Source organism: Bradyrhizobium sp. 76 (assembly GCF_023073025.1).
Lineage (GTDB): Bacteria > Pseudomonadota > Alphaproteobacteria > Rhizobiales > Xanthobacteraceae > Bradyrhizobium.
Window position 1 is genome coordinate 450,189 of sequence record NZ_JADPIS010000149.1, and the last position, 13,742, is coordinate 463,930.

Annotated in this window: 17 protein-coding genes; 16 read left to right on the forward strand and 1 reads right to left on the reverse strand. The window is 63.8% G+C overall.

Annotated features, from left to right (window positions below; translation table 11 throughout):
• The first annotated feature begins 65 nt into the window (after window positions 1–65).
• The 9 genes from IVB48_RS37585 to IVB48_RS37625 all read left to right on the forward strand — a co-directional run bounded on the left by IVB48_RS37585 (window position 66) and on the right by IVB48_RS37625 (window position 8,707).
• Window positions 66–1,523: a 6-hydroxynicotinate reductase gene (locus tag IVB48_RS37585; RefSeq protein ID WP_247408145.1), complete on the forward strand. Its 1,458-nt coding sequence runs from the start codon at window positions 66–68 to the stop codon at window positions 1,521–1,523.
• Complete coding sequence (locus IVB48_RS37590) at window positions 1,520–2,416, forward strand: UPF0280 family protein (protein WP_247408147.1); 897 nt, start codon at window positions 1,520–1,522, stop codon at window positions 2,414–2,416. The genes IVB48_RS37585 and IVB48_RS37590 overlap by 4 nt, the downstream gene beginning before the upstream one ends.
• A 27-nt stretch (window positions 2,417–2,443) precedes the next feature.
• On the forward strand, window positions 2,444–3,028 hold the full coding sequence (locus IVB48_RS37595; RefSeq protein WP_247286650.1) for an amino acid synthesis family protein: 585 nt from the start codon (window positions 2,444–2,446) through the stop codon (window positions 3,026–3,028).
• 25 nt (window positions 3,029–3,053) lie between these two features.
• The gene (locus IVB48_RS37600; protein WP_247360417.1) at window positions 3,054–4,256 is read left to right on the forward strand and encodes an ABC transporter substrate-binding protein; all 1,203 of its coding nucleotides are present in this window, start codon (window positions 3,054–3,056) and stop codon (window positions 4,254–4,256) included.
• A 157-nt stretch (window positions 4,257–4,413) separates the two neighbouring features.
• Window positions 4,414–6,303, forward strand: a complete 1,890-nt coding sequence (locus IVB48_RS37605) for an ABC transporter permease (RefSeq protein WP_247408817.1) — start codon at window positions 4,414–4,416, stop codon at window positions 6,301–6,303.
• On the forward strand, window positions 6,300–7,091 hold the full coding sequence (locus IVB48_RS37610; RefSeq protein WP_027569463.1) for an ABC transporter ATP-binding protein: 792 nt from the start codon (window positions 6,300–6,302) through the stop codon (window positions 7,089–7,091). The genes IVB48_RS37605 and IVB48_RS37610 overlap by 4 nt, the downstream gene beginning before the upstream one ends.
• Window positions 7,088–7,792 carry an ABC transporter ATP-binding protein gene (locus IVB48_RS37615; RefSeq protein ID WP_027569464.1) on the forward strand — a complete coding sequence of 235 codons (705 nt, stop codon included), beginning with the start codon at window positions 7,088–7,090 and terminating at the stop codon, window positions 7,790–7,792. The genes IVB48_RS37610 and IVB48_RS37615 overlap by 4 nt, the downstream gene beginning before the upstream one ends.
• Before the next feature lie 26 nt (window positions 7,793–7,818).
• Window positions 7,819–8,274, forward strand: a complete 456-nt coding sequence (locus tag IVB48_RS37620; RefSeq protein WP_007592445.1) for a MarR family transcriptional regulator — start codon at window positions 7,819–7,821, stop codon at window positions 8,272–8,274.
• Window positions 8,275–8,317: 43 nt separating this feature from the next.
• Entirely contained in the window at window positions 8,318–8,707 is a 390-nt protein-coding gene (locus IVB48_RS37625) for a hypothetical protein (protein ID WP_247408148.1), read from the forward strand.
• A gap of 56 nt (window positions 8,708–8,763) precedes the next feature.
• Here IVB48_RS37625 and IVB48_RS37630 read toward each other — a convergent pair whose 3' ends face one another.
• Window positions 8,764–9,960 carry an amidohydrolase family protein gene (locus IVB48_RS37630; protein WP_027569467.1) on the reverse strand — a complete coding sequence of 399 codons (1,197 nt, stop codon included), beginning with the start codon at window positions 9,958–9,960 and terminating at the stop codon, window positions 8,764–8,766.
• Window positions 9,961–10,116: 156 nt separating this feature from the next.
• Between IVB48_RS37630 and IVB48_RS37635 the strand changes: the two genes are divergently transcribed.
• The 7 genes from IVB48_RS37635 to IVB48_RS37665 all read left to right on the forward strand — a co-directional run bounded on the left by IVB48_RS37635 (window position 10,117) and on the right by IVB48_RS37665 (window position 13,729).
• The gene (locus tag IVB48_RS37635; protein ID WP_247286639.1) at window positions 10,117–10,890 is read left to right on the forward strand and encodes a ferredoxin--NADP reductase; all 774 of its coding nucleotides are present in this window, start codon (window positions 10,117–10,119) and stop codon (window positions 10,888–10,890) included.
• 106 nt (window positions 10,891–10,996) lie between these two features.
• Window positions 10,997–11,323 carry a hypothetical protein gene (locus IVB48_RS37640; RefSeq protein ID WP_027517320.1) on the forward strand — a complete coding sequence of 109 codons (327 nt, stop codon included), beginning with the start codon at window positions 10,997–10,999 and terminating at the stop codon, window positions 11,321–11,323.
• A gap of 109 nt (window positions 11,324–11,432) precedes the next feature.
• The gene (locus IVB48_RS37645) at window positions 11,433–12,689 is read left to right on the forward strand and encodes a cytochrome P450 (RefSeq protein WP_247408150.1); all 1,257 of its coding nucleotides are present in this window, start codon (window positions 11,433–11,435) and stop codon (window positions 12,687–12,689) included.
• A gap of 137 nt (window positions 12,690–12,826) precedes the next feature.
• The gene (locus IVB48_RS37650; RefSeq protein ID WP_247408152.1) at window positions 12,827–13,009 is read left to right on the forward strand and encodes a hypothetical protein; all 183 of its coding nucleotides are present in this window, start codon (window positions 12,827–12,829) and stop codon (window positions 13,007–13,009) included.
• A gap of 9 nt (window positions 13,010–13,018) precedes the next feature.
• Window positions 13,019–13,219 (forward strand): hypothetical protein, encoded by a 201-nt coding sequence (locus IVB48_RS37655; RefSeq protein WP_007592432.1) that lies wholly within the window; start codon window positions 13,019–13,021, stop codon window positions 13,217–13,219.
• Window positions 13,220–13,222: 3 nt separating this feature from the next.
• A complete protein-coding gene (locus IVB48_RS37660) occupies window positions 13,223–13,450 on the forward strand; it encodes a hypothetical protein (RefSeq protein WP_247408153.1) in 228 nt (75 codons plus the stop codon).
• Window positions 13,451–13,465: 15 nt separating this feature from the next.
• The gene (locus IVB48_RS37665) at window positions 13,466–13,729 is read left to right on the forward strand and encodes a hypothetical protein (RefSeq protein WP_247286637.1); all 264 of its coding nucleotides are present in this window, start codon (window positions 13,466–13,468) and stop codon (window positions 13,727–13,729) included.
• Window positions 13,730–13,742: the final 13 nt, after the last annotated feature.

Consider the following 13,742-nt stretch of genomic DNA (forward strand, 5'->3'; position numbering starts at 1 on the left):
CCATCGGGAGGGCGCGCAACATCGTTCGTGTACAAATGATAACTGCACTGTCGGCTGGCTTTGACATGGTGACTGAACCTACGAGCGCCGCCATCGACAAGATCCGCTGCGATGCGTGTCCGGTGATGTGCTACATCAAGCCGGGCGCGGCGGGCGCCTGCGACCGCTATGCCAATCACGAGGGCAAGCTCGTCCGCGTCGATCCGCATGTGATCCTGGAGCGCACCGTGTCGCATGGCGGCAAGCTCGTTCCGTTCAGCCGGACCGAAGATTGGGACGGCAAGATCGTCCACGAGCCTTCCACCTTTGTAACGGCGATCGGCGCGGGGACGACCTATCCCGACTACAAGCCGGCGCCGTTCATCGTCTCGGCGGAGGTCGACGGCGTCGACATGGTGACTGTCGTCACCGAGGGCATCTTCTCCTATTGCGGCATCAAGGTGAAGATCGACACCGACCGCTATCTCGGGCCGGAGACCGCGACCGTCCGCGCACAAGGCGAGGCGGTCGGTCACGTCACCACCAGCGAATACGGTTCGCAGATGCTGTCGCTCGGCGGCGTGCATCATCTGACCGGCGGCTCCAAGAAGGAAGGCCGCGTCACCTGCGACACGCTGATGGACCTCGCAAACTGCAAGGCGGTCGAACTCACCATCGACGGCGGCGCGAGCGTGGTGGTGCAGGCCGGCCAGACGCCGATCGTCAACGGCATGAAAGAAGAGCGCATGCGCGTCGGCTGCGGCTCGGCGACGATCGGCATGTTCGCCAAGCAATGGCACGGCAAGGTCGACGAGGTCGTCGTGGTCGACGACCATATCACCGGCGTGCTCTCGGAACACCAGGCCGGCAAGCTGCTCGACATCGCCGACACCGGCATCAAGATGAAGGGGCGCCGCTCGACGCCCGGCCGCTATTTCCAGGTCGCCGATCCCGGCACGGGTTGGGGCGGCACCAATATCTCCGATCCGCTCGCAATCCTGGGACCGTTCGACGCCAAGGAAGCCAGGGCCGGCCTCTCCATGCTGATGGTCTCCACGACCGGCGAACATTCGTCCTATTACGTGCTCGACGAAGCCTTGAAGCCGGTCGAGACGGAGATGCCGGATGACCTCAAGTTTTCGGTCGAGCGCATTCAGGAGAATTGCGAGCCGGCGCTGTGTACGGTGCTGTTCATGGCGGGCGCGGGCGGTTCCTTGCGGGCGGGCGTGACCGACAATCCGGTGCGGCTGACGCGCTCGGTCAAGGACGCGCTGACGCGCGTCACCAGTGGCGGCGCACCTGTTTACGTTTGGCCGGGCGGCGGCATTACCTACATGGTCGACGTGACGCAGATGCCGGCGGGCGCGTTCGGCTACGTGCCGACGCCCGCGCTGGTCGCGCCGATCGAATTCACGATGAAGCTGTCGGACTATGCGGCGCTCGGCGGGCACATGGATTATGTGAAACCGCTGTCCGAGGTGCAGGGCGGCGACGATGTCCGCCAATTGCCCTGGCAAAACCCGATCCCGGGACCTCGGGCATGACAAGGCTCCCGCAAATCGCGTTGCTGCCTGATGGCCGGCGGCTGCATTTGCAGGATGGACCGATTGATTTGGTCGTCGAGGCGAGGGGGGCTGCCGACGCAGTGCGCGCGGCCTATGAGGCTGCGGCCGAACGGTTCACCGGACTTCTCGACGAGCTCTGCGCGGAACTGCCAGAACTGCGGACCGCTGTCGAGGAGCGGACCTCGTTGAGAGGCGTTGTGGCGCGTCGCATGCACGCCGCGGTGGCGCCCTATGCCGGTGATGGCTTCATCACGCCGATGGCCGCTGTGGCCGGCAGCGTGGCGGAGGAGGTGTTGGGCGCAATGCTGGACGCTGCGGCGCTCGATCGGGCCTATGTCAACAATGGCGGCGACATTGCGCTTCACCTCGGCGAGGACGAGCACCTCTCCGTCGGCCTGATGGATCGCCCTGACCGCGACGGCATGATGCGTACGATGAGAATCGATTCGGATGACCCTGTGCGCGGCATCGCTACCAGCGGAAGGCACGGCCGCAGCTTTTCGCTCGGGATTGCCGATGCGGTGACCGTGTTGGCCGGAACGGCCTCGCAAGCCGATGCCGCCGCGACGATCATTGCGAATGCCGTCGATCTGCCGGGGCATCCCGCCATCATCCGAAAGCCAGCGAACGAACTTCAGCCCGACAGCGATCTGGGCGCGCGGCTCGTGACCCGCAACGTTGGTGGATTGTCGCAGAACGAGATCACCACCGCGCTCGAATCTGGCGCGGAATGTGCACGGCAATTGTTCAATCGCGGATTGATCGAGGGTGCCGTGTTGCAGCTTTGTGGTGATATGCTTGTCATCGGGACCAAGGATATTGAACGGCAACGATCGCGTCCGCTTGTACAAGAGAACGCGGTTCATGCCTGAACAGGGAAGCGGCTTGAGGAAACAATCATGAGCGCGATCATCCGCAAGATCGTCACCGTCGTCGAAGAGACGCATATGGAGATGGGCCGCCAGGTCTCGCCGCCGACGCGGCGTGCGGCGGCAATCGCCGTGATCGAGAATCCGTTTGCCGGAAAGTATGTCGAGGATCTCTCGCCCCTGATCGCGATTGGCGAGGAGCTCGGCGAGCTGCTCTCGAAGCGCGCGGTGGCGGCGCTCGGCATCGAAGGATCCAAGGCTCAGAGCTATGGCAAGGCCGCGGCCGTCGGCGAGAACGGCGAGCTGGAGCATGCAGCTGCCATCCTTCACCCGAAAATGGGCGCGCCGGTGCGTAAAGTGCTGAGCAAGGGCGCTGCGTTGATCCCGTCGTCGAAGAAGCGCAGTGGACCCGGCACGACGCTGGATATTCCGCTGGGCCACAAGGATGCAGCCTTCGTGCGCAGTCATTTCGACGGCATGGAAGTGCAGATCAACGACGCGCCGCGCGCCAACGAGATCATGGTCGCGGTCGCCGTCACCGACAGCGGCCGTCCTTTGCCGCGCGTCGGCGGGCTGACGGCTGCGGAGATCAAGGGCGAAGACGGACTGCGTTAATCTTTTCAGAAAAGTGGAGGTTGGGATGCGAGCAAAGAACTATTTCGCCGGCGCGGCATTTGCGCTGTTGGCGAGCGGCATGGCTCATTCGGCTCTGGCGCAGGACATCAAGATCGGCGAGATCAACAGTTATTCGTTGCTGCCGGCGTTTACCGAGCCCTATCGCAAGGGCTGGCAGCTCGCGGTCGAAGAGATCAACGCGGCCGGCGGCATCAACGGCAAGAAGCTTGTCGTGGTCTCCAAGGACGATGGCGGCAAGCCGGCGGATGCACAGACCGCGGCCAACGAGCTGGTGTCGAGCGAGGGCGTGGCGATGCTGACGGGTACGTTCCTGTCGAACATCGGTCTTGCGGTCAGCGACTTCGCCAACCAGAAGAAGGTGTTCTTCCTGGCGGCCGAGCCGCTGACGGACGCCATCACCTGGTCCAAGGGTAACAAGTACACCTTCCGCCTGCGCCCCTCCAATTACATGCAGGCGGCGATGCTGGTGGAAGCAGCCAGCAAGCTGCCGGCAAAGCGCTGGGCGACGATCGCGCCGAACTATGAATACGGCCAGTCCGCAGTCGCAGTGTTCAAGAAGCTGATGTCGGAGAAGCGGCCGGACATCCAGTGGGTCGACGAGCAGTGGCCGCCGCAGGGCAAGATCGACGCCGGTCCGGTGGTGCAGGCGGTTGCCGCGGCCAATCCCGAAGCGATCCTCAACGTCACCTTCGGCGCGGATCTCGTCAAGCTCGTGCGTGAAGGCAACACCCGCGGTCTGTTCAAGGGACGCGAGGTCGTCTCGTTCCTCACCGGCGAGCCCGAATATCTCGACCCGCTCAAGGAGGAAACGCCCGAGGGCTGGATCGTCACGGGCTATCCCTGGTACTCGATCAAGACGCCCGAGCACGACGCGTTCCTGAAGGCCTATCAGGCCAAGTACAACGACTATCCGCGCCTCGGCTCGATCGTCGGCTATCAGACCATCAAGTCGGCGGCGGCGATCCTGGCGAAGGCCAATTCGACCGATCCGGAGAAGCTGATCAGCGCGGCGGAAGGACTGTCGATGCCGTCGCCGCTCGGCGAGATCACCTTCCGCAAGATCGATCACCAGTCGACGCTCGGTGCCTATGTCGGCAAGACCGCGCTGAAGGACGGCAAGGGCGTGATGGTGGACTCGTCTTACAAGAAGGGCGCGGACTATCTGCCAAGTGATGCCGAAGTCGAGAAGCTGCGTCCGAAGGATTGATCTCCGCTGCCGTAGGGTGGGTTAGCCGCAGGCGTAACCCACCACGGTCTTTACCCGCAGAACCAGAACAGGTGGGTTGCGCTGCGCTAACCCACCCTACGAAGCTCTCTCTCCCCGCAAGCGGGGAGAGGTGATGCAACACCAACCCGGACCGCTGATGGCCTTTTACGTCGTACAGTTTCTGACCGGTCTCGCCAGTGCAGCGTCGCTGTTCCTGGTGGCGTCGGGCCTGTCGATCATCTTTGGCGTGACGCGGATCGTGAATTTCGCGCACGGCGCCTTCTACATGATCGGTGCCTATATCGCCTTCACGCTCACCGAGCGCCTATCGGGGACGTTCGGCTTCTGGGGCGGGATCGTCATCGCAGCGCTTGCCGTGGCAGCGATCGGCGTCATTGTCGAGATGGTGCTGCTCCGGCGCATCTATCACGCGCCCGAGCTGTTCCAGCTGCTTGCGACCTTCGGCCTGACCTTGATGGTCGAGGACCTGGTCGTCCTGATCTGGGGCCCAGACGATCTCGTCGGGCGCCGTGCACCCGGCTTCAAGGGGGCGATCGACTTTTTCGGCCAAAACATTCCGAGCTATGATTTGTTCCTGATCGTGCTCAGCCCGGTCGTGCTCGGCATTCTCTGGCTTTTGTTCCAACGCACGCGTTGGGGCGTTCTGGTGCGCGCAGCGACCCAGGACCGCGACATGGTCGCAGCGCTCGGCGTCAACCAGAAATGGCTGTTCACGAGCGTGTTTGCGGTCGGTGTTTTCCTCGCCGCTCTCGGCGGTGCGCTCCAAATTCCGCGCGATGCCGTGCATCATGCGATGGATTTACGTATCATCGTCGAGGTCTTCGTTGTCGTCGTGATCGGAGGCCTCGGCAGCATCATCGGCGCTTTCGTCGCGGCGGTGCTGGTCTCCGAGCTCAACGCCTTCGGCATCCTGATCTTTCCAAAAATCTCCATCATCCTGGTCTTCCTGGTGATGGCGGCAGTGCTGATCGTGCGGCCTTGGGGCCTGTTCGGCAGGCCCGAGGCCCCCGCGCGCAAGACGCCGGGTCTCACGGTCAATCCCTGGCGACCGCTGACGTCGAACGAGCGGCTGGCCGCGCTTGCAGCGCTCGTCATCGCAGCGACGCTGCCGCTGTTCGCCGGCAACTATGCACTGACCGTCGGGTCGGAGATCGCGATCTCCGTAATCTTCGCCGTCAGCCTGCACTTCCTGATGTCGGTCGGCGGGCTCGCCTCCTTTGGTCACGCCGCCTATTTCGGCCTCGGCGCTTACGGCGTGGCTTTCCTCGCCAAGATGGCGGGACTGCCGATGATCGTCTGCCTGTTGCTCGGGCCACTGCTCGGCTGCATGGGCGCTGCCGTGTTCGGCTTCTTCGCGGTGCAGCTCTCCGGCGTCTATTTTGCAATGCTGACGCTCGCCTTCGCGCAGATCGTCTGGTCGATCGCGTTCCAGTGGGTGAGCGTCACCGGCGGCGACAACGGCATCCTGGGCGTCTGGCCCGCGAGCTGGGCGGCGAGCCCATCGCATTTCTATTGGTTGTCGCTCGGCGTTGCGGCGCTCGTGACGATCGCGTTGCGGGCCATGGTGTTCTCGCCGTTCGGTTATGCGCTGAGGGCGACGCGCGACTCGCTGCTGCGCAGCGAAGCGGTCGGCATCAACGCCAAGCGCATCCAGTGGACCGCCTTCGTGATCGCGGGCACGACCGCGGGCATCGGCGGCGCGCTGTTCGCCTACCTCAAGGGCAGCGTCTTCCCGGACAATCTCGGCATCTCGCTCTCGGTCGATGCGCTTGTGATGGTGCTGCTCGGCGGCGTCGAGACGGTGTCGGGCGCGGTGATCGGCGCCATCGTCTACAAGGCCTTGAACATCTGGCTGGTCAGCCAGACCGACCTGTCAAAGCTCGTGCTCGGCGGCTTCATCGTTCTGATCGTCGTCGTCTTCCCCAAGGGCATCGTCGGCATGCTGGAGATGCTGGCGCAGCGCCGCAGGAAGGCATCGCCGCCGGGCTCCCCCTTGCTTGCAAAGCCGATCGAGTCCGCCGAATGAGCGTCGCCCCCCCACTTCTCGCGGTCGAAAGCCTGACCAAATCCTATGGCGGCGTTCACGCCGTGCGCGGCGTCTCGTTCTCGCTGCGATCAGGCGAGATCCTGGCGTTGATCGGACCGAACGGCGCGGGCAAGAGCACCTGTTTCGACATGCTCAACGGCCAGAACAAGCCTGATAGCGGCCACGTCCGCCTGCTCGGCGAAGACACAACCGGCAGGAAGCCGCGCGAGATCTGGCGGATGGGCGTGGGCCGCACCTTCCAGATCACCGCGACCTTCGCGACCATGACCGTGCGCGAGAATGTGCAGGTCGCGCTGATCTCGCACGGCAAGCAATTGTACAATCTTTGGGGCTCGGCGCCGAACTTCGACCGCGGCGAAGCCGGGCGACTGCTCGAGCTGGTCGGTATGGGCGGTTACGCGGATCGCCCCTGTGGCGAGCTTGCCTATGGCGATCTCAAGCGGCTCGAGCTCGCCGTCGCGCTCGCCAACCAGCCAAAGCTGCTGCTGATGGACGAGCCGACCGCCGGCATGGCGCCGCGCGAGCGCGTCGATTTGATGCGGCTGACCGCGCAGATCGCCCGGGAAAAATCGATTGGCGTTCTCTTCACCGAGCACGACATGGACGTGGTGTTCGAGCACGCCGATCGCATCATCGTGCTCAACCGCGGCACGTTGATTGCCGAGGGCTCGCCGGCGGAGGTGCGCGGCAATCCGCAGGTGCAGGCGGTCTACCTCGGCGAGGGCCTCCTTTACGAGGCCGGGCATCGCGAGGGAGCATCGGTATGAAGCTCACGGTGCAAGATCTCAATAGTCATTACGGCCCGGCGCATATCCTGTTCGACATCGGCTTCGAGGTCGGCGAGGGGGAAGTCGTGGCGTTGCTCGGCCGCAACGGCGCCGGCAAGTCGACGACGTTCCGCTCGATCGTCGGGCTCGTCGCGCAGCGCTCGGGACGGATCATGTTCGAAGGCAAGGATGTCTCGGCGCGTCCGACACATGAGATCGTGCGGGATGGGCTTGGTTACGTGCCGGAGGAGCGGCGTATCTTCACCGACCTGACGGTGGAAGAAAATCTCGAGGTCGGCCGCCAGCCGAAGCGCCCGAACGCGCCGCACTGGACCCGCGACAAGCTGTTTTCGCTGTTCCCTAACCTCGGCGAGATGAAAAATCGCCCGGGCGGCCGCATGAGCGGCGGCGAGCAGCAGATGCTCACCATCGCCCGCACGCTTATGGGCAATCCGTCGCTGGTGCTGCTGGACGAGCCCTCGGAAGGCCTGTCGCCGAAGATCGTGGAGCAGATGGTCGATGCCATCCTGACCATGAAGAAGGAGGGCGTCAGCATCGTCGTCTCCGAGCAGAATCTGCATTTTGCGCGGCTGATCTCCGATCGCGCCTATATCATCGAGCGCGGCCGCATCTGTTTCGGCGGCACCATGGCCGAGCTCGACGCGCGTCCGGATATCCGCGACGCGCATCTGTCGTTGTGAAGGCAAAGGGCAAGGGTATCGAGCGGATGGCGAGAAGCGTCGCGGCGAAGAAAAGCGTCAAACCGGCAAAGCCGCCTTACGTGCTCGACGAGCAGGTTGGGTTCATCCTTCGCCAGGTCTGGCAGCGCCACAGCGCGATCTTCTCTCGCGAGATCGGCACCAACATTACGCCGACGCAATGGGCGGCGCTGTCGAAGCTCGCTGAGGCCGGGCCATGCTCGCAGAACCAGCTCGGGCGCCTGACGGCGATGGATGTGGCGACCATCAAGGGCGTGATCGATCGTTTGACGGCGCGCGGCCTCACCGAGACCAGCCAGGATCCCGAGGACGGACGACGGCTTCTGGTCAGCCTGACGCGCGCGGGCCAGCAGCTGGCGGAAAAGGTCGCGCCGAATGCGCTCGCGATCACCCGGGAGACGCTGGCGCCGCTCGAGGCAAAGGAGCGCGAGATGCTGATGGCGCTGTTGAACAAGCTGCGGTGAGGCGCGACTAACCTCGATGAAGGTCTTATCGAGGTCTTTCGGTATGAGAGCGGCGACCCGTTTTGCGATGGCTCTGAGTCTGAGTGCGGTGCTGGCGGGCCAGTGTGCTCCCGCCCTCGCGGCGCAAGCCTATGAGGGGTTCTGGGCGTCAACCAAAAAGGATTGCCGCGACCAGGACAGCGCCAACCGCATGAGCATCGAGGGCGGCAACCGTCTCTATTGGTATGAGACCCGTTGCCGCGCCAGCGAGATCACCGCCGACGGAAAGCTCAGCTGGAAAATGAAGCTCGCCTGCGAAGGCGAGGGCGAGAAGTATCGCTCCAGTCCCCGGGTTTCCATTGCCGCGGATGGCAAGCTGGTGATGGACAACAGCCCGGTCGGGCAAGGCAAGCGCCAGACCTATGTGCGTTGTGAGATCGCTAAGCGCCACTGATTGGGTGATCAGCTTTTCCCGAGGGTCCGCGCGGAGCGCGAGCCGCTCCGGCTGCGTCACTTCGCCACCACCTCCGGCACCCTGCCGGCCGGCGGGGTGTTGCGGCTGCGCTGGGTGCGTACGATACCGTCGATGATGGTCATGCCGATGCCGGGGAGGTCACCGAGTTGGACGCTGTCCAAAATGTTCTTGCCGGCCGAATGCTGCGCCTTGTCCATGATGACGAAGTCGGCGGAACGGCCGACTTCGATCAGGCCGCAATCCAATTCGCGCATCCGCGCCGTGTTGCCGGTGGCCAGGCAAAACGCGACCTCTGCCGGCAGGTCGCCAAGCGAGGACAGCATCGACACCATGCGGAGAATGCCGAGCGGCTGCACGCCGGAGCCGGCCGGCGCGTCGGTGCCGAGGATGACGCGGTGCAGATCGCCCATCTCGCGCGCGATGCGCAACGTGAACAGCGCCGAGCGCTCATTGCCGTTGTGCACCAGCTCGAGGCCTCGCTTGCAGCCCTCGCAGATGCAGCGGATCTGGTCGTCGGGAAGCGCGGTGTGGCCACCATTGATGTGGCCAACCACGTCGGTGTCGGCCTCCAGCACCACGTCCTTGTCGATCAGGCCGGAGCCGGGGATCGAGGGCCCGCCGGTGTGGATCGTGCTCTGGATGCCGTATTTGCGGGCCCAGCCGACCATTTTTCGCGCGGTCGGGCCATCCTTGACGCCGCCCAGGCCCACTTCGCCGAGCAGCTTGACACCGGCTGCGGCCAGCTCCTTGAAGTCCTCCTCGACCATCTCGCATTCGATCACAGGCGCGCCGGCGTGAACCTTCACGCCGCCAGGCCGCAGATTCCAGAATGCGCGCTGTGCGAAGATGGCCATCGCCTTCAACCCGACGACATCGCGCGGGCGGCCGGGCATATGCACCTCGCCTGCGGAAATCATCGTGGTGACGCCGCCATGCAAATTGCTGTCGATCCAGCCGATCTGGTTCTGGCGCGGCGTCCAGTCGCCCGCAACAGGGTGGACATGGCTGTCGATCAGGCCGGGCGCCACCGTGGTGCCGTTGGCCTCGACGATGGTGGTCGCACCTTCGGTGTCGAGGTCCTTGAAGCGGCCGATCGCGGTGATCTTGCCGTTCTCGGCGACGATGGTGTCGCCGTCTAGGATCGGCTTTTCCAGCGCGCCGGACAGGATCAGGCCGATATTGCGGATCACGAGCTTCGAGGGTCCGGTGGCCTGGGGTGCGTCATGCGCCATGGAATGGGTCCTTGTCCTTAACTGCAACGCTTCCGATCTTGGGCAGCCTTGACCGCGGGATCAAGCCGGATTATTCATTAGTATACAAATGATCGTGTACAAACGACGCATAGCTGCCGCCTTGAAAACCGCCACGACGCGCCACGGAAGGGTGAGATGAGCAATTTCAATCAGGAAGCCGTTTTGAGCGTCCACCACTGGACCGACACGCTGTTCTCCTTCAAGACCACCCGCAGCCCGACCTTCCGCTTCCGCAACGGCGAATTCACCATGATCGGGCTCAAGGTCGGCGAGAAGCCGCTGTTGCGGGCCTACAGCGTCGCCAGCGCCAATTACGAGGACACGCTGGAGTTCTTCTCGATCAAGGTGCCGGACGGCCCACTCACCTCGCGGCTCCAGCATCTGAAGGAAGGCGACGAGATCATCGTCAGCCGCAAAGCCACCGGCACGCTGGTGATCGACAATCTGGAGGACGGCCGCAACCTCTACCTCATCGGCACAGGTACGGGCCTTGCGCCGTTCCTGAGCGTAATCAAGGACCCCGAAACCTATGAGCGGTTCGAGAAGGTCGTGCTGCTGCACGGTTGCCGGCACGTCAAGGAGCTCGCCTATGGCGAGATGATCACCGAAACTCTGCCAAAGGACGAGCTGATCGGCGAGTACATCCGCAACCAGTTGATCTACTATCCGACCGTGACGCGTGATCCCTTCCGCAATCGCGGCCGCATCACCGACCTCATCACCTCGGGCAAGCTGTTTTCCGACATCGGCCTGCCGGTACTGGAAGCCGCCCACGATCGCGTCATGATCTGCGGCAGCCCGGCTCTGGTGGCGGACACCCGCGTGCTCCTCGGCGAGCGGGGGCTTGTCGAGGGTAATCACGGCGAGCCGGCCCAATTCGTGGTCGAAAAGGCCTTCGCCGAGCGCTAGGCCCGGAACTCCCGCGCAATAAGACCGTATTTTCGCCGCCGCGCGCCCGTTGCGGCCCCGATTCGGCACGCGATACACTGTGGGAACGAATCAGCGGAGTTCCCACATGGTTGCGGACAGCGACAGCAACATCGCCTGGCACCGGGTTCAGTTGAAGAAGAACCGCGCCGAGTTGAAGGCGCTCGAGACCGCGCGCTTCACGATGGGCGAGATCGCGTCTTCGAAGCGGAACGGCCAGACCCAGAAGGCGGTCGGGGAACTCAAGCGCAAGATCGTGCAATCCGAGCGCGTGATCGCCGATCACGACAAGCGCACGCGCCGTCCGCTCACCACCGACCTGCGAAGCCTCAGCAACGGCAGCTGGAGCAATTGGGACGCCTACACCAATCAGCAGCAGCGCAAGATCGGCCCGCGTTCGCCCGGGAGGGGGTAGACTCGACTCTCACACCTGAACCGATGACGAGGCGGAGGTTCCGCACCCCTTCCGCGGGTGGCGGCGTGCACCATCTCGGTAAGACCTCGTCAACCGCTGCGGTGAACACATGGCACCACGCCTCGATTTCACCAGCGAGGCCTTCTTTCGCGATCCGCCCAAGGCGATCGCAACGTTGCGCATGTCCGGTCCTGTGGTCGCGACGCGATTTCCTCTCGTCGGCGATGTCTGGATCACCACGACCCACGAGGCCACGGCGCAAGTCCTGAAGGACGGCAGCAATTTCACGCTGCGCGAGGAGGATGGCGACGTCGCAGGTCTGCGCTGGTGGATGCCGAACTACGTCAGAACCATCGCTAACAACATGCTGACGATGGACGAGCCGGACCACACAAGGCTGCGCAGCATCGTGGACGAGGCCTTCCGCCGCCGCGCGATCGTCGCGATGGAGCCGCGTATCCGCGCCATCGCTGACGGTCTCGCCGACGAGCTATTCTCGGCAGGAAGCCCGGCCGATCTCGTCCAGCGCTATGCCCGCATCCTGCCGCTCGCGGTGATCTCCGAGTTGCTTGGGTTGCCGTTGGCCGATCGCCCTCGCTTTATGGCGTGGGCCAATACAATGTCCTCGCTCACGAATGTCGCCAGCTTCTTCCGCCTGCTGTTCGCGTTCCGAAAGATGCGAGCCTACCTCGAACGGCAGTTGCAGATTGCGCGCGTGCGGGGCGGCGACGGCTTGATCGCGGAGCTGGTCCAGGTCGAGCGCGAGGGCGGCCAGATCACGCCGGACGAAATGGTGTCGATGGTGTTCCTGCTGCTCGCGGCGGGCTCCGAGACCACCACGCATCTCATCAGCGGTTCCGTCTACGAGCTCCTCAGAAATCCCGGCGTCCGCGACTGGCTGGCACAGGACTGGAGCCGCATCGGGCTTGCGGTGGAGGAATTCCTGCGCTTCGTGTCGCCGGTACAGTTCTCCAAGCCGCGCTATGTGAGGCGGGATATCGAGCTCGCGGGCGTGCGTCTCAAGAAGGGCGATCGCGTCATGGTGATGCTCGCCGCCGCGAACATGGACCCGGCTATGCATGAGCGTCCCGACAGCCTCGATCTCGCGCGCAAGCCGAACCGTCACATGTCCTTCGGAACGGGAATCCATTTCTGCCTCGGCCATCAACTTGCCCGGATCGAGGCAGCGTGTGCCTTGGAAGCGCTGTTTGTGCGATGGCCGAAACTTGGCTTTGCTGTGGACGTGTCTCAGATCCACTGGCGCAAGCGACCGGGCATGCGTGCGATCGCGAATCTCCCCGTCGTGCCCGACGGCCACGGAGCAGCTGGATCGATGATGGTTCGTTCCCAGCCAGCGGCCTGCTGAGACTTACACCTTGCGGATAATTTTCTCTGCACTCGTCGGTAGGAACGGCATGTCGTTTCTCTCGTTGTTTTTCGGACATCGGAGGCCGCGATGAGTTCCTCGGTCGATGTCGCAGACCAACAACAGGAGACAGCATCATGACCGGCAAGATGCCACCTGTTCCCGCCGAGAACCAAAATCCGAAGGGAACCGGCGACAGCAAGCAAGTGTCCTCGACTGCCCCGCACGGCCAGCAGCGTGCGCAAAATCCGGACCAGCAAGGGCAGCAGGGCAACATCAAGCAGAACACCACCAACCAAGGCTATCAGCAAGATCGCTGAGGAGGTGACATGTCGACATCCACCAAGACACCCAACAGCATCCGTCAGGGCGGACCTGGCGCATCGCATGAGAATGCGAAGGCACCGCTCGAAGTGAAGAAGCCACCGGCGGACGACCCGCAGCGCAACCACAGCCGCGTCTCTGGCGGGGGTGGCGAGCACGATTCACACCACAGGCATGACGAGGCCGGAAAAGGCGGAGGCAGGTGAGGCATGACCAATAAGAAACCCAAACTCTACGCACCGACCGAAAAGGATCTGCACGAAAATCCCATGATTGGCGGATCGAAGGGCGCAACGATGGCTGGTATCTCGCCTGACGACCTCGAGGACGCCCTGGGCGAGAACACGATCGAAGGCGATGTCGAGAACGACGTAAACGCCGCTGGCGGCATCGACAAGGACGTCGCGCGCAGCGGCGCGCGCCGACGAGACCGATAGCTCCGGAGGACGAGCATGCAAGGCAAGAAGACCCACGAGCAACAGGTTCGCATCCTCGAGCGCAAGCCGGATGTTCCAGACGCGCGAGAGCTTGACCAAGCGATCGGCCACAATCCGGAGGACACGGCCGTCCACCGCGCGCGACCTGAGGCGCGGCAGAGTGAATTTCCGGTGAGCCGGGGCGGCCTCAACCAGGAAAGCGACCACAACAAGCACAACGATCCCGGCCAAAGCGGTCACAAGCCCCCGAAACCGACGCCGGCACAGCAGAAGCACTGAGCTTCACGGGCGA